Origin of the sequence: Isoptericola sp. NPDC056134 (assembly GCF_042264825.1) — a bacterium.
Lineage (GTDB): Bacteria > Actinomycetota > Actinomycetes > Actinomycetales > Cellulomonadaceae > Isoptericola > Isoptericola nanjingensis.
The window spans coordinates 22,345-40,787 of the sequence record NZ_JBHJVM010000029.1 but is presented as its reverse complement, the minus strand read 5'-3'; the positions used below and the strand labels follow the sequence as shown (position 1 = coordinate 40,787).

Here is an 18,443-nt window from a genome sequence, read left to right as displayed (position 1 = left end):
GGACGAGGCCGCAACGGGTTGCGGCCTCGTCCGAGCCTCTCTATCTCGCGAATCAGCCTTCTCTATCTCGGCGAGAGGGTGACGCCCAGGGCCTCGAGGACGGCGTCGACGGGGTTGCAGTACGTCAGCCCCGTGCCGTCGGCGCCGCCCGTCTCGGAGCCGGCGAACAGCAGGCCGAGCGCGACGCCGTCCTCGCGGTAGACCAGCGACCCGGAGTCGCCGCCGCGCGAGAACGCGCCGCCGGTGCCCTCCACCTCGATCTGGTTGTCGAAGGAGAGCGCACCGAGCTCGTCCCCGTACCCGACGACGACGTCGTCCATCTCGATGGCCGTGACCCGGCCCTGCGTGTGCGCCGTGGTGCGCCCGATCTTCGCGACCACCTCGCCGCCCGCCGCCACGGCCGTGGTGGTCACCGCTCCCACCGGGTAGGTCGGGTCGATCTCGATCCCCTCGTCCAGGAGGGCGAGGGCCGCGTCCACCGTGGCCGGCTCGCCGGGCGTCAGCGGCACCACCTGCGCGAGGGTGCCGACACGGTCCCCGGGCGCGCGACCGCCGTCGGCCGGGCCCGGCTGCACGACCACGTCGCCGACCTGCGCGGACGGCGACCCCGCGAGCACGTGGAAGTTGGACAGCACGTAGCGCGCGCCCTCCTCGCCGGCCTTGACCACGAACGCGCCGAGCGTGCCCGCGGTGACGTCCACGTGCGCGATCGAGACCCCGGGCCGCAGGGGCCGCACCCTGTCCGTCTCCCCGAGGGCGCGCGCCGTGGCGACGGGCGGGCGGACCTGCGCGGCGAGCGTCCGGATGCGTCCGGTACGCCGGACGTCGACGGCGTCGCCCGCCTCGGCGGCCAGCCTGCGCACGAACGACCGTGCCGTCGGGACCCCGAGCCGGTAGCGCACCGCGATGCCGAAGCCCCCGTCGCCGTGGGGCGCGAGGCCCAGCGACAGGGTGGGCGCGCGCACCACGTCCGCGGGGGTCGCGTCGTCGCCGACCGCGTACGGGCTGGCGGGCACGCCGTGCCGTTCGGCCAGGTCACGGGCGAAGTCGCTGAGCTGTGCCTTGGTCTCGCGCGCCTGGGTGAGGTCCATGCGGCGAGTCTGGTGCAGACCTGTGACACACCTCGATGTCACAAACCGGCGAGTCGGACATCTCTCCCCGACGTGAGACCCGCACCAACCCTGCTCGCGCCCGACTTCGACGACGTCCGACGCGCCCTCGCCTGGGCGCTGGACCACGACCTCCACGCGCTCCTCGAGCACCGCCAGGTCGCCCACCTCGGCAAGGCCGCCCGGCGGCGCGCCGACGCCCTCCTCGTGCTGCGCTGGCAGCGCGCCGCAGCCCGCTGCCCGGGGCTGCCGGGCTGACGCCGCCGGGCGGTCCTGCGCGGCCGGTCAGGCGCGCAGCAGGCGCCCGACGCCGAGCCGTCGACCCCGGGCGGTGACGAGCGCCGCCAGCGCCAGACCGCCCAGCCCCCACAGCACCAGCAGGGTCACGCTCATCCCGAGGCCGCCGGCCGCGGGCACCACCACCGCCGTCAGGGCGTCGCGCGCGGCCCCGATCGGCAGCGCGTCGACGAGTCCCTGCAGCGCGGCAGGCACGGTCGCGACGATGCCCGTCGCGATGAGCAGGACGGCGATCAGCAGGCTGATGCCGCGCCCCAGGTTGCCGAGCCAGCCGAGGAAGCCCTGGTGCACGGCGACGAACGCCACCGACGCGACCGCCCCCACGAGGATCGACCCGACCCAGCCCCCGGCGTCGAGCTTCTCGACCGCCGCGAGGATCACGCCGATCAGCGCGCCCGTCCCGGCGCCGACCGCGGCCGGCAGCCAGAACGCCGACAGCGCGAGACGCACCGAGTCGCGCGTGGAGCCCAGGGCCCGCGCCATGACCGGCGGGAACACCGTCATGAGGGCGAGCGCACCCAGCCACAGCGCCACGACAGCGAACAGCGGGCCCGACGCCCCGGTGCTGATGCCCGACGCCGACGGCGCCGCCACCGGCTCCGCGACCACCGACGAGAGCGTCTTGCGCTCGTCGTCCGTGTACGTCGGGATCTGGTTCTTCGCGTCGTCGAGGCCGGAGGCCAGGTCGTCCGCGCCCGACGCGAGCTGGCCCACGCCGCCCGCCAGGTCGCCGGCGCCGGAGGCGATGCCCTCGGTGCCGGTCGCGAGCCGGCCCACCCCCGAGGACAGGTCCGACGCCCCCGACGCCACGCCGGACGCTCCGGTCGCGAGCTGGCCCACACCCGAGGAGAGCTCACCGGCTCCGGACGCCACACCGTCCGCGCCATCCGCGACCTGCGACGCCCCGCCCTGGAGCTGGCGCAGACCCTCGGCGAGATCACGGTTGCCGTCCGCGATGCCCGCCACGCCGGTGGCGACACCCTCCGCGCCGGTGGCGAGCTTGTCGGTCTGGGTCGCGAGCGCGTCGAGCTGCTCGCGCGCGGAGACGACGCCGTCGACCGTGTCCTGCACCGCCGACGAGTTCGTCTGCAGCTCGGTCAGCACGTCGTTCAGCGCCTTGCAGGCCTCCGAGGACGGATTGACGTCGCAGCCGAGAGCGGCGCCCGCGGCCGCGGCGAACTCCTCCGAACGAGCCTGGGCGTCGGCCAGCGACTTCTTGATCGCGGCCACGTCGGGCACGTCCTCGTTGATCTCGGCGACGCCGTCGGCGAGCTGGCGGTTCCCCTCCGCGACCTGGGTCGCTCCGGCCGCGAGGTCGTCGCCGCCCTTCGCAAGGTCGTCGGCGCCGCCCGCGCTCTCACCGATTCCCCGGGCGATGCCTCGGGAGCCCTCGGCGACCTGTCCTGCACCGCCGGCAAGGTCCGACGCCCCGGAGGCCGCGCTGGACGCGCCGTCAGCGAGCTGGCCCGCGCCGTCGGCGAGCTGGCCCGCGCCGTCGGCGGCCTCGTCCGCGCCGTCGGCGAGCTGGCCCGCGCCGTCCGCCAGCTGGTCGGCACCGTCCTGCGTCTGGCCCGCGCCGTCGGCGAGCTGCACGGCGCCGTCCTGCGCCTGGCCGATGCCGTCGGAGAGGTCGTTGAAGCCGACGAGCACGTTGTCGACGTACGTCTCGGTGAGCGTGCTCGACATGACGGACGTCGCGGTGGCGGCGACCACGCGGGCGAGCGCGTCGTCGGCCACGCGGCCGCCGGGCGGGGTGCTGACGTCGATGGTGGCCTGGCGCGCCTCGGACGGGTCGTCGTTGCCGTACGACGTGGCGGCCGCGGAGAAGTCCTCCGGGATGGTCACGACGGCGGCATAGGTGCCGTTCGCGAGGCCGTCGGCCGCCGACTCCTCGTCGGTGATCGTCCAGTCGAAGTTCGTCGCGTCCTCGGCAGGCTGCGCGGCCTTCGCGCCCTCGGCGGTCTCGCCGCCGCTGACCAGGCCGGACGCGAGCTGGCGGCCCAGCGGCACGGTCTGCCCCTGGACCTCGACCGGCTCGTCGAGGTTGACGATGGCGGCCGGCACCTGGTCGAGCCGGTCCTGCGGGTTCCACAGCGCGGCGAGCAGCAGCCCGAGCACCATGATCGGCAGCAGCGCGACGGCGGCGATCCGCCAAGGGTCGCGGCGCGCCCGGGTGGCGATGGTCGGGGCGGTCATGCCCGCACCTCCTGCACGTGGGTGTCCTCGTCGATCTCGTCGGTGGCCGCGGGGTGGGGTCCCGCGGGCACGGGGGTGTGCTCGTCGTCGGGCGCGGGAGGCGGCACGTCCGCCCCGGTGAGCGCGCTCGGCGCGCCCCAGCCGGCGCCGACGTCGAGCACGGCGACCTCGCGGCCGGTGCCGTCGTCGAGCAGGTCGGTCGCGGCGACGCCGCTGGCACCCAGCAGCACCGCCGTCCCGCCGCGCTGCGCCCGGGCGAGCGCGGCGGCGAGCGCCTCGCGGGCCGAGCGGTCGGCGACGGCGTCGGTGCGGTCCACGACCACGACCCGGGCGCCGTCGCGCACCGCGGCGTCGACCGTCGCGGCGGGGCGGCCGTGCTCCGCGAGGGCGTCGACGACGGCGACGCGGCCGCGCACCGTCATCGCGCGCTCGGGCAGCACCAGGCCGGTGACCTTCACGGCGCCCGCGTCGGGCGCCATCCGCCCGGCGAGGGCGAGCAGCAGCGCGGACACGGGGGCCGCCGCGTCGCCGTGCACGCACAGGGCGCCGCCCTCGGGGACGCGCACGCTGACAGGGCCGACCACCGGGGCCGGCGAGCCGTCGGGCCCCGCGACCTCGAGGTCGCGCGCGGCGACGGCGTCCGTCGCGTCCGGCTCGGGCCACGACGCGAGCCGCAGCTCCTTCGTGAGGCCCTCGCCCTCGACGTCGAACGTGGGCAGGATGCGGTCGAGCCAGCGCGGCATGTGCCAGGCCCGGTCGCCCAGGAGATGGAGCACGGCGGGCACGAGCGTCATGCGCACGACGAACGCGTCCACGAGCACACCGACGGCGAGGCCGAGAGCGATGGGTTTGAGGGTCATGTCGCCCTCGGGCACGAACGCGACGAAGACGGCGAACATGATCACCGCCGCGGCCGTGACCACCTTGGCCGAGCCGAGGAAGCCCGAGCGCACCGCGCGGCGCGCGTCGCCGCCGTGCACGTAGTCCTCCCGGATGCGGGACACGAGGAAGACCTCGTAGTCCATCGCCAGGCCGAACAGCACGCCCATGAGGATGATCGGCATGAAGCTGATGACGGGGCCCAGCTTGGTGACGTTGAGGGCGTCCGCCAGGACGCCGTTCTCGAACACGAGGGTCACCACGCCGAAGGCCGCGCCGACGGACAGCAGGTAGCCGAGCGAGGCCTTGATCGGCACCCAGATCGAGCGGAACACCATCGTCAGCAGCACGAGCGACAGGCCCACGACGACGAGGCCGAACGGCAGCAGCGCGGCACCGAGCTTGTCGGAGACGTCGATGCCGACCGCGGCGAAGCCGGTGACGGACAGGTCGACGCCGTACTTCTCCAGGTAGTGGTCGTGCTGGTCGCGGATCTCGTTGACGAGGTCCTTGGTCTCCTGCGACGTCGGGCCCCCCTCGGGGATCACCTGGATGATGCCGGTGTCGGCGGACGGGTTCGGCGTGGACAGCGGGACGTCGGCGACGCCGGGCAGGTCGGCGATCTCGTCGCCGAGGTCGTCCATGAGGGCCACGGGGTCGTTGCTGGTGACGATCGAGCCCGTGACGATCAGCGGGCCGTTGAAGCCCTCGCCGAACTCCTCACCCACCAGGTCGTAGGTGACGCGGGCGCTGTTGTCCTCCGGCAGGGTGCCGGCGTCCGGCAGCGCGAGGCGGAGGTTCGTGGCCGGCCAGGCGAGGGCGGCGATGGCACCCACGACGAGCACGATCGTGAGGACCGGGAAGCGGGTGGCGCCCCGCACCCAGCCGTCGAAGAACCGGTTGCGGTGGACGCCGTCGGCCGGCGCGGCGGCCCGCTTGGCCCTCCCCTTCGCCTTGCGGGCGGCGCGCGGGGCGCGCGGCCGCAGCCGCTCCCCCGAGAACGACAGCAGCGCGGGCAGCAGCGTGAGCGAGACGAGGACGGCGATGCCGACCGCCACGGCGGCGGCGATGCCCATCACGGTGAGGAACGGGATGCCCGCGACCCCGAGGCCCACGAGGGCGATCATCACCGTGAGGCCCGCGAAGATCACGGCCGAGCCCGCCGTCGCGGTGGCGCGCGCGATCGACTCGTCCACCTCGAGCCCGGCCGCGAGCTGCTCGCGGTGCCGGGACACGATGAACAGCGCGTAGTCGATGCCGACCGCGAGGCCGAGCATGAGGCCCAGCATCGGCGTCGTGGAGTTGATCGGCCCGAACACGGTGGCCGTGAGGAGCAGGAGCATCGACACGCCCACGCCCATGAGCGCGTTGACCAGCGGCAGGCCCGCCGCGACGAACGAGCCGAGCGTGATGATGAGGACCACGAGCGCGACGACGACGCCGATCGCCTCGATGATGCTCAGGGCCGGGAACTCGACGCTGAACAGCTCGCCGCCCAGGCTGGCCTGGGACCCGGCCGGGAGTGCGGCGGCGAGGTCGTCGCTCGCGGTGCGCAGCGCGTCCTTGGTGTCCTCGGTGATGACGGACTGGTCGCCGTCGAGCTGGATCGTCAGCAACGTGGCCGTGTCGTCGTCGTTGACCGACGCTGCCATCTGGTCGTCGTACGGGGAGGTGACGGCGGCCACCTGGTCGAGCTCGCCGAGGTCGTCGACCGTGTCCTCGATGGGCCCGCGCATCGCGTCGTCGTCGATCGTGGAGCCCTCGGGCGCGACGACGATGATCTGCGCGGACGACCCGCTGACCTGCGGGAACGTGGCGGACAGGCTGTCGAGCGCGTCCTGCGACTCGGTGCCCGGGATGGTCACGGAGTTGTCGAAGCCCTGGTAGAGCAGGCCGGCCGCGCCGCCGACGACGGCGAGCACCAGCACCCAGCCGATGACGACGAGCCGCCGGGCCCGGGCAGCCCAACGGCCGAGGGAGTACAGGACGGAGGACACAGGCTCTCCCAGGACGACGGAGCAGGGGTTCGATACGGCACTGTATCCGATGCACGAACGTATCCGATACGCCGCTGTATTGGCTAGAGTGGGCCCGGCCGGGCGCGGCGCCCGCACCGGGCCGGTACCGGCAGCATCCCGAGGAGGACCCCCTGACCACCGAGAGCGCGACCCCCGACGAGGCTACGGTCGCCCCCGAGCGCTCGCCCCGGCGCGAGCGCACCCGCGAGCGTCTGCTCGACGCCGCGTTCGAGGTGTTCGCGCAGGTGGGCGTCCAGGCCGCGTCGATCGAGGCCGTGTGCGAGGCCGCCGGTTTCACCCGGGGCGCGTTCTACTCGAACTTCGCGAGCAAGGAGGAGCTGTTCCTGGCCCTCACGGAGCGCGAGGCGCGCGGCCACCTCGGCGCCCTCGAGCAGGCGGTCACCACGGTCGACCCCGCCGCCCTGCAGACGCCGGAGGGGTTCCGCGCCACCGTGCGCGAGGTCATCGCGTCGGTGCTGCCCGACCAGGCCGCGAAGGCCTCCTGGTGCGTCATGGAGCTCGAGTTCGAGCTGCTCGCGCTGCGCGACCCGCAGATCGCCCAGCGCTACGTGGACCAGCAGCAGGTGCTCCGCGGGGAGATGATCGCCGCGCTGAACCGCGTCATGTCCGCCCTCGGCCTCCGCTTCGCCGTCGACGAGCACGTCGCCATCGACCTGCTGCTGGGCGCGCACGAGGCCGGTCAGCGCGCGGCGATGCTCCCCGCCGAGACCGCCCGCAAGGACGCCAGCGCCATGCTCGAGATCCTCGTGGACCTCATCGTCACGCCCGCCTGACCTCCGCCCCTGCCGCACAGGCGGTCGACGCTCAGAGGTACGCGGGCAGCTCCGGCTCGTCGCCCCGCACGTGCTCGCCGAGGAACGCCAGCACCGTCTGGTACCAGACCTTCGCGTGCTGGGGAGCGAGCACCCAGTGGTTCTCGTCGGGGAAGTACAGGAAGCGGTGCACGGTGCTGCCGTCGTCGTCCGCGGGCAGGCCGGACTCCGTGAGCAGGTCGCGCCACAGCCTCAGGCCCTCCCCGACGGGCACGCGGTAGTCCTTGTCACCGTGCACGACGAGCATCGGGGTGCGGATGTCGGCGACGGCGCGGTGCGGGCTGTTCGCCTCCGCCATCTCCGGCGTCATCTCGCGCAGCCAGTAGTAGGCCGCGTCGGTGGTGGGGCCGAACTGGTCGAGCGCCCACAGGCTGGCGTGCGTGACGATCGCTCGGAACCGGTCCGTGTGCCCGGCCACCCAGTTCGCCATGTACCCGCCGAACGACCCGCCCATCGCGGCGGTGCGGGTCGCGTCGATCTCCGGCAGGGCCTCGACGGCGTCGGTGATCGCCATGAGGTCGGTGAACGGCGCTCCGCCCCACGCGCCCCAGCCGCGCTGCACGAAGTCCTGTCCGTACCCGGTGGACAGCGCCGGGTCGGGCAGCAGGACGGCGTAGCCGCGCGCCACCATCAGCCACGGGTTCCAGCGCCAGCTCCACGCGCTCCAGGTGCTCAGCGGGCCGCCGTGGATCCACAGCAGCAGCGGCGCCGGGCCGCCCGACGACGCCCCCTCGGGCAGCGCGAGCCAGGCGCGCACGCGCGCGCCGTCCGCCGCCGTCGTCTCGACCTCGGTGAGCGTGCCGGGCAGCGCCGGGGCGGGCACGGGCCCGCGGAGCGCGTCCGCGGCGACGGGCGCGCGCTCGCCCGCCGCGCCCGTCGCGGCGAAGGCGGCGAGGTCGATCCGCACCGGCTCGGCCGGCGCGGCGTAGCTGCTGCGCAGGGCGTACAGCGCGGACCCGTCGGGCGCGACGCGGACGTCGCTGAACGTCGCGTCGTCGCTCGTCACGCGCTCCACCGTGACCGGCTCGCCCGCACCCGGTCCGCCGGTGCCGAACGTCAGCAGGAACACCGGGCCGCGGCCGTCCTCGTCGGCCGTGACGACCAGCCCCGAGCCGTCGGGCAGCCACGCGACCGACGACGGCCAGCGGTCCCAGTCGTCCGCGAGGATCTCCGGTTCGGCGTCGCCCACGCCGAGCGGGACCAGTCCCAGCCGCACGACCGGCGCCTGCTCCGGCGTCGTGATCGTCTCGGAGCCGAACGCGACCCACCGCCCGTCCGGCGACACCGCCGGGGCGAAGACGTCCGCGTCCGGGTCGTCGACCAGCGTGCGGCGCTCCCCGGTCGCGGTGTCCACCGCCACCAGCACGACCCGGCGTGCCGCGCCCGGGTCGGGCACCGCCCAGGTGGTGACGAGCGTGGCGCCGTCAGGAGCCAGGCCCGCCTCGTGCTCGTCGAGCTGGCGCCCCGGCCCCGTCAGCTGGCGCAGCGCGAGCCGCGCGTCCGGGTCGGTCGTGCCGAGGGAGCCGACGAACCGGCGCTCCTGGTCGGGACCCAGGTCGTGGTCCCAGTACCGCACCGGGTAGCCGGTGTGCAGGATCGCCGAGAGCTTGCGGTCGGTGCGCTCCTTGCGCAGCGCCTCGTCCTCGGCGAGCCCCGCCGCGCCCGGCAGCACCGGCGCGGAGACGGACACCACGTCGGCGTCCCGGGCCGCGAGCACCCCGCCGACCCCGCCGGGCGCCGTCGCGACGACGCGCGCCTCCCCGCCGCCCGCGGGCAGCAGCCACAGCGCCGCCTTCGGCTCCTCGTCGCCCTGGTCCGCGTCCGGGTCCGGGCGGGCCGACGTGAACAGCACGTCGCCCGACGCCGCGAACACCGCCGACGACTCGCCCTTGCGGCTGCGCGTCAGCCGCCGCGCCGGGGCGACGCCGGCGGGGTCCACCTCCCAGACGGCGGTCGTCCAGCCGGTGCGCTTCGCGTCGAGCGTCTGGACGGTGGTGACGAGGCGCGTGCCGTCCGGGCTCAGCGCGAGCTCGCCGACGCGCGGGAGCTCCAGGTAGCGGTCGAGGTCGTCGAAGGGCGTGGGGGCGTCGCTGCTCACGCGCCCGGTCTACCACAGCCCGTGCGCAGACGGGCGCACGGGGAACACGGGATGAACGTTCGCTGAACTTGTTCGCGACGGCGTCCCCTGCGGTTGAGCGCACGTCGCGCGATCGGGCACGGTCTGGTCGTGAGACCGCCGTCGCCCCGCGCCGCCCACCTGCCGCCGCTGCCCTCCACCGCCGACCTGGTCGTGGTCGGGGCGGGCATCGTCGGGCTCGCGCACGCCCTGGAGGCGCACGCCCGCGGGCACTCGGTGCTGGTGGTGGAACGCGACCCTCGGCCCGACGGCGCGTCCGCCCGGCGCAGCGGGCACGTCGCCGTCACCACGCAGGACGCCGCGACCCTGTCCTGCGCGCTGGCGTCGCGCGAGCGCTGGCTGAAGCTCGGCCGGGAGGCGGGCTTCTGGGTCAAGGACACGGGCGCCGTCGTCGTCGCGCGCTCCGCCGACGAGCTCGCCGTGCTGGACGACCTCGTGGCCGCCCGCGACGGCGACGCGCTGCTCCTCGACGCCGCGCAGGCCGCCGAGCGCGCCGGGCTGACGAGCGCGGGTGACGTCGTCGGCGGCGCGTTCCTCCCGCTCGACCTGCGCGTCGAGCCGCGCGACGCCCTCCGGGCGCTCGCCGCCGCGCTCGACTCCCGGCCGCGGGCCGACGTCGCCTGGTCGACGACGGCGCTCACCTTCGAGGCCGGCACGGGCCGCACGCTGGTGCGGACGTCGCGCGGCGAGGTCGTGGCACGCCGCGTGCTGCTCGCCGTCGGGCCCGACCTGGACCGGTTCTTCCCCGACGAGGCGGCGCACGCCGGGCTGCGCCCCGACGTGCGGCAGGTGCTGCGGGTCGCGACACCGGGCCGCCGGCACGACGCCGCCGGCCCGGCCGTGCTGGGCGGCACGAGCCTGCTGCGCGACGCCGCCACGGCGCACTCCCCCGCACTCGCGGACGTGCGCGAGCGGCTGCGCACGCACGCCCCCGAGCTGCTCGACGCGGGCGTCCGTCTCGCATTCACCCCGCACGGCGACACGCTGCTCCTCGGCGAGGCCCGCCGCACGGACGCCGACCGGCGCGACGACGGGGGCCTCGACCGGGACCCCGAGCGCTCCGAGGCCGCCGACACCCTGCTGCTGCGCGAGGCCGAGGCCCTGCTCGGCCGGCCGGTCGAGGTGCGGCGGCGCTGGTCGGTGCCCGATCTCGCGGTGCCGCGCCCGCGCCGCGGTCCGTTCGCCGGTACGCCGTTCGTCGTCGCTGACCCGGCGCCCGGCGTCACCACCGTGACCATCGCGGACGGGCTGGGCACGACGACGGCGTTCGGCCTCGCGGCGAAGGTCGTCGACGGCCTGCTGTAGCCCTTGGTGACGTAGCGACCGGTCGTCGTCCGCGCGCCCGACGGCGACCGATCGCTACGTCACCCGCCCAGCCCGCCCCGGATCGCGGCGAGCGCGCGGTCGAGCTCGGCGTCGTCCACGCCGCCGAACCCGACGACGACACCGGTGAGCGGGGAGGCGCGGCAGACGTCGGACAGCAGCGGCAGGTCGAAGCCCGCCCGCCGCGCAGCGTCGCGCGCGGACAGCGCGGCCTCCTGCGGCAGCAGCCAGGTCGAGTACATGCCGGCGGACGTCGCGGCCGGCTCCGCGTGCGGCTCCAGGACCGCGGCGACGCGGGCCGCCCGCTCGGCGTACACGCGCCGCGCCGTGCGCAGGACGGCGTCGAGCCAGCCGTCCCGCAGCAGGGTCAGCAGGGCCCGCTGCGTGGGCCACGCCGCGACGTCATGCACGACGGCGCGCTGCCGGACCACGTCGTCGAGCAGCGCCGGAGGCGGCACCAGCCACCCGACCCGCAGCCCGGGCGGCGCGGACTTCGACGCCGAGCCGAGGTAGGCCACCCGGTCCCGGCCGAGCGCCGCCAGGGCCGGCACGGGGGCCACGTCGTAGCGCAGCTCGGAGTCGTAGTCGTCCTCGGCGACGACGGCTCCCGTGGCGCGCGACGCGGCGAGCAGCGCGCGCCGGTCGTCCGCCGGCATCACCCGCCCGAGCGGGTGCTGGTGCGCGGGCGTCACATACGCGGCGGCCAGCCCGCGCAGGGCGACCTCGTCGTGGCGGGCCTCCGCCGGCAGGTCGACGACGGCGCGGCCCGTGGCGTGCGCGGTCGCGACGGCGGCGCGGTAGCCCGGGTCCTCGATGCCCACGGGCCCCGTGGGCAGCACGCCGAGCAGGTCGCGGAACCCGGCGGTCGTCCCGGCGGTGACCACCACCTCGTCGGCGTCGACGACGAGGCCACGGGTGCGAGCGAGCCGCTCCGCGAGCGCCGCCCGCAGCGCGGGCAGGCCGCACGGGTCGTCGTAGCCCCGCGGAGGCGTCGTCGCCGACACCTCCCGCCACGCCCGCCGCCACCCCGCGCGGTGGCGCGGATCGATCCACGGCTCGCCGGCGCTCAGCCGTACGAGGCCGCTGCCCGGGCCCGCGGCCCGGCGCGGCCCGGGCGCGGGACGGGGTACGGCGTCGGCCGCGACGTACGTGCCCGCCCCGCGGCGCGCGGTCAGCCATCCCTCGGCCATCAGCTGGTCGTACGCGTGCTCGGCCACGGAGCGCGCGACGCCGAGGTCCGCGGCGAGCGCACGCGTGCTGGGGAGCCGGTCGCCGCGGCGCAGCGTGCCGCGGGACACCAGGTCGCGGACCTGGCCGGACAGCTGCGCGCCGAGCGGGTCGCGGGCGCCGCGGTCGAGGCGGACGGGGAGCGCGGGCATCGGGACTCCTGGATGACGGGACCGGGCGGCACGACCGAGGCGGCCTACCGGACCGGCGGGTGAAGTGGCCTGCCAATTCCGTCAGGAAATGGCTCGTGACGACAGGCCACCCGAGGTCCACGGTAGTGCCATGGACGACGCCCTCTCCCCCACACCTCGGTCCACCGTGCGGCGCGGCCGGAACCGCGCCGTCGCCGACCGGGACGCGCTGCACGCCCTGCTCGCCGACGGGCTCGTCGCCCACCTCGGCGTCGACGTCGGCGAGGGCGCGGACCGGCACCCGGTCGTGCTGCCCTGTGCCTACGCCGTCGACCTCGACGGTCCCGACGACGGCGGCACGCTGTACGTGCACGGCTCGGTGGCGGCGCGCTGGCTGGTCGGGGCCACGGACGCGACCGTCTGCGTCACGGTCACCGAGCTCGACGGCCTGGTGCTGGCGCGGTCCGGCTTCCACCACTCGATGAACTACCGGTCGGCGGTCGTGATCGGCACGGCCCGCCTCGTCACGGACGACGCCGAGCGCGTCCGCGCGCTGGACGCCGTCGTCGACCACATGGCGCCCGGCCGGTCCGCGACCCTGCGCCCCGCCACCCGCAAGGAGCTCGCCGCGACGGCGGTGCTGGCCGTGCCGCTGCGCGAGGCGTCGATGAAGGCCCGCGCCGGCGCGCCCGTCGACGACCCGGCCGACGTCGCCGCGGGCGGCTGGGGCGGGCACGTCCCGGTGCGTCGCGTCGTGGGCGCCGCGGTCCCCGACGCCGACACGCGCGAGCCGGTCCCGGCGCACGTCGCCGCGCTGGCGGGCCCGTCCCGGCTCCCGGTGCCGCAGCCCGCCTGACCTGGCGCGCTACCCGTACTCCCTCGGCGGGATCCGTACTACCTCGCGGGGTCTCGTACTACCTCGGCGGGGTCTCGTCGTCGCGCTCGGCCATCTTGGCGAGCATGGCGTTGTACTCCTCGAGCTCGGCGTCGCCGTCGCGGTCGGCCTTGCGGTCGCGGCGGCGCGCCTCGCGCTCGTCGGACGTCGTCCACTGGATCGCGACGGCGATGGCGAGCGCGAGCGTCGGCAGCTCGCCGATCCCCCACGCGACCCCGCCGCCGCGCTGCTGGTCCTCGATGGCGGGCAGGCCCCAGGGCCGGCCCATGTTGCCGAACCAGTCGGCGACGAGCAGCGAGGTGCCCGACGTGAGCACGACGCCGAAGAACGCGTGGAACGCCATCGTCGCGAAGAGCAGCAGCAGGCGCTGCGGGTACGGGGGGCGCCTGGGGCCCGGGTCGATGCCCACGAGCGCGTTGGCGAACAGGTACCCCACGAGCGTGAAGTGCACGATCATCCACACGTGCCCGGCGTGGTTGCGCAGCGCGAACTCGAACGCGGGCGTGTAGTAGAACGCGATCATGCCGCCGGCGAAGAGCACCGCGGCCACCACGGGGCGGGCGATGAACTGGCCGAACCGGGAGTGCACCAGGCCGAGCACCCACTCGCGCGGCCCGCGGCTGCCGTCCTTGCGGGCCGGGATGGCGCGCAGCAGCAGCGTGACGGGGGCGGCCAGCACGAGGAACAGCGGCACCAGCATCGCCAGGATCATGTGCTGCACCATGTGGCCGCTGAAGATCACGTGCCCGTACACGGCCGGGCCGCCGCTGGTCACCCAGAACATCACGACCATGCCCAGGCACCACGACACCGTGCGCCCCACGGGCCACGCATCGCCGCGCCGCGCGAGCCGCCGCACCCAGCGCAGGTAGACCACGAGCCCGGCCACGCACGCGAACGCGAGCAGCGGGTCGAGGCTCCACTCGGTGAACCAGCGGGCCATGGTCGGCTCGGGCGGCAGCGCCTGGCCGGTGAGCTGGAAGGCGGGCGTGACGTCGACCGGCACCTCGTCCGGGACGGGCGGGGCGGTGGAGCCGAGCGCCACGGCGACGCCGGAGACGGCGCCGATCACGAGCAGCTCGACGGCGAGCAGCCGCCAGAACAGGCGTCGGACGGCGCCCGCGGAGCCGGCGCGGCCGAGCCGGTCCACGACCCACATCCGGTGCGCGAACCCGAACCCGCCGAGCGCCACCATGAGCAGCGCCTTGACGAGCAGGAGCACGCCGTACGGGGTGAGCAGGTCGCCCCAGGACTCCATGCGGAGCCACGCGTTGAGGATGCCGGAGACCCCGACCGCGGCGAAGCACCACCCGGCGACCGGGGAGAAGCGCGCGACGGCGGCCGCCGCGGTGCGCCCGTCGTCGCGTGCCTCGTCCCGCGTGAGCACGGTGACGAGCAGCGCGCCCAGGCCGCCCACCCACACGGCGGCGCCGACCAGGTGCAGCAGCATCGCGCCGACGGCGAGCTCGTGGTTCGCGGCGCCCGACGCGTGGCCGGTGGTCGACTGCATGGCGAGGGCGGCGAGCGGCAGCAGCGTCGTCCACAGGGCGCCGACAGGTCCGCGCACCGCCATCGCGAGCGCGGACGTGAGCGCGGCGACGACGATGATCGCGAGGTAGAGCCGGCCGAGGTCGAGGTCGGTGACGAACTGCGCGAGGCCCTGCCCGAACGCGGGCGAGGCCGGCGAGGTCCCGGAGATGTTCGCGTACCGCAGCACGAGCTGGAGGACGGCGGCCACCGCCCACACGGCGCTGGCGGCGCCGGCCGTCGTGAGCACCCGCGCCTGGGTGCGGCCCGGCGGCACCAGGCAGGCCGCGACGAGCAGCGCGCCGACCGTCACCGAGACGCTGAGCTCGGTGAGCACGGTCGTGACGGGCAGGCCGTAGCGCACGATCGCGCCCGGGTCGGTGAAGCCGCTGAGGGCCTGGAACGCCCCCGAGTAGGCTCCGCCGCACAGCACGGCGAGGACGGCGACGAGGACGGCTGCGGGCCCGGCGGCGACGAGCCACCAGGGGCGCGGCGGCACGCTCGGGGTACCGCCCGGCCGCTGCACGGCGGGGGCTGCGGAGGTCACCCGTCCAGCCTATGGGCGGTGGGCGGCGCCCCGGGACGACCCGGGTGTGAGATCACCTGCCGTGGGGCACCTTCTTCCCAATCCAACGATTATCGATTAGTGTCCCAGTCGTCCCTCCACACCGGACGTCATCCACAGCCGCAAGGCCGAACTCCGGGCACGCGAAGCAGCGTCCCGGCGGGGCGGCAACCCGAGAGGATCAACGATGATCAAGCACCGCACCCTGGCGAGCGTGGGCACGCTCACGGTCGCCGCCCTCGCGCTCACCGGCTGCGCCGGCTCCGACGACGACGGCGGCTCCGGCGGCACCACCGAGGTGAGCATGCTCGTCAACGTCACGCCGAACCTCACCGAGGAGTACTGGAACGAGCTGGTCAAGCCGTTCGAGGACGCGAACCCCGGCATCGACGTCGTCGTCCAGAACCCGGGTGCCGAGGGCGTGGCCGCCGCCCTCCCCCGCCTGCTCACCGCGGGCGACGCGCCCGACGTCGTCCAGTCGCTGCCGCCGACCACGGACCTCGCCCCCGAGCTCGTCGACCTGTCCCAGTACGACTGGGCGACGTCCGGCCCGCTCGCCGACCAGTACTCGATCGACGGCAAGTACTACATGGCCGGCATCGGGTTCCAGCTGCAGAGCCTCTTCTTCTACAACAAGACGGCGTTCGAGGAGGCCGGGATCACGGAGACCCCGACCACGGTCGAGGAGCTCACCACGGCCCTCGGCAAGCTCAAGGACGCGGGCTGGACGCCGCTGCAGACCGGCGGCGACTGGATGACCAGCCACTCGCTCCAGGCCCTCGGCCTCCCGTCGATCGTCGGCCAGGACCCGGAGTGGTACGCCCACATGAGCTCGGGCGAGGCCACCTTCTCCGACACGTACGGCGACTCGGTCGCCACCTACGCCGACTGGGTCGCGAAGGGCTACGTCCCCAAGGACGCGCTGGGCATCAAGTACCCGGACGCCGAGCAGGCGTTCCTCTCCGGCAAGAGCGCGATCTACCCGATGGGCAGCTGGTTCGCCGGCACCGAGGCGAAGGCGGAGGAGAAGGCCGAGATCGGCGTCTTCCGCGCCCCCGCCGTCGACGGCGTGGCCAGCCCCGCCATGGGCGCGAACATCGCCAGCCCGTACTCGATCCTCAAGACCAGCGAGGACCAGGACGCGGCCGCCAAGCTCGTCGAGTTCCTCGTGACGGACCAGGACGCGGTGGCCAGCCAGCTCGAGGTCGACGGCAACTTCCGCGACGGCTACGAGTACGAGATGGACGACCTGGGCAAGGAGCTGCTGCAGATCGTCGCGGACACCCCCGCCGAGTCGTACACGCCGACCGGCCAGGGCTACGGCGAGCGCACGCTGCCCACCGGCTACTCGGACGAGATCAACGCGCAGACGCAGGCGCTCATCGGCGGCACCTCGGCCGACAAGGTCGACTCCGCGATGGACGACTGGTTCGCCGCCACGATCGGCTGACGATGGCGACCACCGTCCCCCTCGCCCGCGCGCGTCGCCGCCCGGCGGCGCGCGTGTGGCGCGACCGCCTGCCCGGCATCGTCATGGGCGGCCCCGCCGTCCTGGTCTTCCTGGCGATGTTCATCGTGCCGATGTTCCTGGCGTTCGTGCTGAGCCTGACCGACTGGAACGGCTACAGCCTGAACTTCACGTTCATCGGCTTCGACAACTACACGGAGGCGTTCCGCAACCCGCGCACCGTGGACGCGGCCATCTTCACCGCCGTCGTCGCCTTCTGCGGCACGGTGCTGTGCAACGCGGTCGGGCTGTTCATCGCCGCGCTCATCGCCGGCAACAGCCGCGCGAACACCCTGCTCCGCACGATCTTCTTCTACCCGTACATCATCAGCTCGCTGATCATCGGGTTCCTCTGGTCCGCGATGCTGTCCCCCGAGGGCGCGGTCAACGGCCTGCTGGGTCACCTCGGCGTCGCGCCGCTGCCCTTCCTCACCGAGGTGACGTTCGCCAAGGCCAGCGTGATCCTCACGATCGTGTGGGCGCACTTCGGCTTCAACATGATCCTGTTCCTCGCGGGCATCAAGTCGGTGCCCACCGAGTTCTACGAGGCCGCCACCGTCGACGGCGCCTCGAAGTGGCAGCAGTTCCGCAACGTGACGCTGCCCCTCATCGCCCCGGTGTTCACGGTGAACCTCGTGCTCACGCTGGTGGGCCTGCTCAAGGTCTACGACGTCGTGCTGGCCCTGACCGACGGCGGCCCCGCCGGCTCGACCCAGACGATCGTGTACCAGATCCTGCGGGACTCGTTCGGCCAGTCCGAGCTCGGGTTCGGCGCGGCGCAGTCCGTGATCCTGCTGATCGTCACGGCCGTGCTCGGCCTCGCGGTGACGTTCGCGCGACGCGGCGCGGAGAAGAAGGTGGCCGACTGATGGCGACGACGACGCACCCGACGACCCCCGTGACCCCGCCGGCCGCTCCCCCGGCGCCCGCGGCGGGACCGACGTCGCGCGCCCGGCGCCGCCGCGTGCCGGGCGTGGGCACCGTCCTCAAGTGGGTGGTGCTGGGCCTGGTGGCGCTGGTCATGGTGGTGCCGCTGTACATCATGGTGATCAACGCCTTCAAGCCGCAGGACGCGATCATCTCCTCGCCGCTGGCGATCGGCCCGGACACGTTCAGCCTGGAGTACCTGCAGGCGGCGCTCACCAGCGAGAAGTTCAACGTGGTGCGCGCGTACGGCGTCACGCTGCTGTTCGTCGCGCTGGTCAACGTGTGCGGCATCGCGCTCGCCGCGCCGGTCGCGTACGTCATCGCGCGCGGCCGGTCGAAGTGGCACCTGGGCCTGCTGCTGCTCTTCGTGTCCGGCCTGTTCATCCCGGGCCAGGTGACGCTGATCCCCGTCGTCTTCGTGCTGCGGGTGCTGGGGCTCATCAACACGATCCCGGGCTTCATCCTGTTCGAGACGGCGGCGACGCTGCCGGTGACGATCTTCCTGTTCGCCGCCTACCTGCGCACCGTGCCGCGCGACATCGACGAGGCGGCCGCGCTGGACGGCGCGGGCAAGATCCGGGCCTTCTGGTCGTGCATCTTCCCGATCATGAAGCCGGTGGTCGCGACGATCGTCGTGCTGAACTCGATCAGCGTCTGGAACGACTTCGTGAGCCCGCAGATCATCCTGGGCCCGAGCTCCGGCATCTACACCGTCACGACGGGCGTGTACGCGGCCGTCGGCGAGTTCTCCACCGACTACACGACCGTCTTCCCGACGCTGCTGCTCGCGGTGAGCCCGGCGATCCTGTTCTTCGTGCTCATGCAGCGGCACATCATCGGCGGCCTCGTCGCCGGCGCCACGAAGGGCTGAG

The 18,443-nt window shown here is 74.6% G+C and carries 13 protein-coding genes; 7 read left to right on the top strand and 6 right to left on the bottom strand.

From position 1 onward, the window contains the following. Positions 1 to 62: 62 nt before the first annotated feature. Positions 63 to 1,091, bottom strand: coding sequence for a hypothetical protein (locus ACFCZN_RS19280; RefSeq protein ID WP_430557826.1), 1,029 nt, complete (start codon positions 1,089 to 1,091; stop codon positions 63 to 65). A 72-nt stretch (positions 1,092 to 1,163) separates the two neighbouring features. Between ACFCZN_RS19280 and ACFCZN_RS19275 the strand changes: the two genes are divergently transcribed. Continuing rightward, on the top strand, positions 1,164 to 1,367 hold the full coding sequence (locus ACFCZN_RS19275; RefSeq protein WP_430557825.1) for a hypothetical protein: 204 nt from the start codon (positions 1,164 to 1,166) through the stop codon (positions 1,365 to 1,367). A gap of 27 nt (positions 1,368 to 1,394) precedes the next feature. Here the strand turns inward: ACFCZN_RS19275 and ACFCZN_RS19270 are convergent, their stop codons facing one another. Beyond that, a complete protein-coding gene (locus ACFCZN_RS19270) occupies positions 1,395 to 3,602 on the bottom strand; it encodes a YhgE/Pip family protein (RefSeq protein WP_430557824.1) in 2,208 nt (735 codons plus the stop codon). Next, the gene (locus ACFCZN_RS19265; protein WP_430557823.1) at positions 3,599 to 6,478 is read right to left on the bottom strand and encodes an MMPL family transporter; all 2,880 of its coding nucleotides are present in this window, start codon (positions 6,476 to 6,478) and stop codon (positions 3,599 to 3,601) included. Before ACFCZN_RS19265 ends, ACFCZN_RS19270 begins: the two co-directional genes overlap by 4 nt. Positions 6,479 to 6,744: 266 nt before the next feature. On the opposite strand from ACFCZN_RS19265, the gene ACFCZN_RS19260 reads away from it, so the two are divergent. Further along, positions 6,745 to 7,293 carry a TetR/AcrR family transcriptional regulator gene (locus ACFCZN_RS19260; protein WP_429765693.1) on the top strand — a complete coding sequence of 183 codons (549 nt, stop codon included), beginning with the start codon at positions 6,745 to 6,747 and terminating at the stop codon, positions 7,291 to 7,293. A 31-nt stretch (positions 7,294 to 7,324) separates the two neighbouring features. Here ACFCZN_RS19260 and ACFCZN_RS19255 read toward each other — a convergent pair whose 3' ends face one another. Next, positions 7,325 to 9,430, bottom strand: coding sequence for a prolyl oligopeptidase family serine peptidase (locus ACFCZN_RS19255; RefSeq protein WP_430557822.1), 2,106 nt, complete (start codon positions 9,428 to 9,430; stop codon positions 7,325 to 7,327). A gap of 129 nt (positions 9,431 to 9,559) precedes the next feature. On the opposite strand from ACFCZN_RS19255, the gene ACFCZN_RS19250 reads away from it, so the two are divergent. Continuing rightward, positions 9,560 to 10,774, top strand: coding sequence for an FAD-dependent oxidoreductase (locus ACFCZN_RS19250; RefSeq protein WP_430557821.1), 1,215 nt, complete (start codon positions 9,560 to 9,562; stop codon positions 10,772 to 10,774). Positions 10,775 to 10,833: 59 nt separating this feature from the next. Here the strand turns inward: ACFCZN_RS19250 and ACFCZN_RS19245 are convergent, their stop codons facing one another. Then, complete coding sequence (locus ACFCZN_RS19245) at positions 10,834 to 12,171, bottom strand: PLP-dependent aminotransferase family protein (RefSeq protein WP_430557820.1); 1,338 nt, start codon at positions 12,169 to 12,171, stop codon at positions 10,834 to 10,836. A gap of 130 nt (positions 12,172 to 12,301) precedes the next feature. On the opposite strand from ACFCZN_RS19245, the gene ACFCZN_RS19240 reads away from it, so the two are divergent. Next, a complete protein-coding gene (locus tag ACFCZN_RS19240; protein WP_430557819.1) occupies positions 12,302 to 13,006 on the top strand; it encodes a pyridoxamine 5'-phosphate oxidase family protein in 705 nt (234 codons plus the stop codon). Positions 13,007 to 13,064: 58 nt separating this feature from the next. Here the strand turns inward: ACFCZN_RS19240 and ACFCZN_RS19235 are convergent, their stop codons facing one another. Further along, positions 13,065 to 15,119 carry a cytochrome c oxidase assembly protein gene (locus ACFCZN_RS19235; protein ID WP_429765684.1) on the bottom strand — a complete coding sequence of 685 codons (2,055 nt, stop codon included), beginning with the start codon at positions 15,117 to 15,119 and terminating at the stop codon, positions 13,065 to 13,067. 205 nt (positions 15,120 to 15,324) lie between these two features. Between ACFCZN_RS19235 and ACFCZN_RS19230 the strand changes: the two genes are divergently transcribed. The 3 genes from ACFCZN_RS19230 to ACFCZN_RS19220 are packed head-to-tail and all read left to right on the top strand — an operon-like array spanning position 15,325 to position 18,442. Then, positions 15,325 to 16,587: an ABC transporter substrate-binding protein gene (locus ACFCZN_RS19230; protein ID WP_429765682.1), complete on the top strand. Its 1,263-nt coding sequence runs from the start codon at positions 15,325 to 15,327 to the stop codon at positions 16,585 to 16,587. A gap of 2 nt (positions 16,588 to 16,589) precedes the next feature. Next, the gene (locus ACFCZN_RS19225; protein WP_429765680.1) at positions 16,590 to 17,513 is read left to right on the top strand and encodes a carbohydrate ABC transporter permease; all 924 of its coding nucleotides are present in this window, start codon (positions 16,590 to 16,592) and stop codon (positions 17,511 to 17,513) included. Then, a complete protein-coding gene (locus tag ACFCZN_RS19220; RefSeq protein WP_430557818.1) occupies positions 17,513 to 18,442 on the top strand; it encodes a carbohydrate ABC transporter permease in 930 nt (309 codons plus the stop codon). The genes ACFCZN_RS19225 and ACFCZN_RS19220 overlap by 1 nt, the downstream gene beginning before the upstream one ends. The last annotated feature ends 1 nt before the right edge of the window (position 18,443 follow it).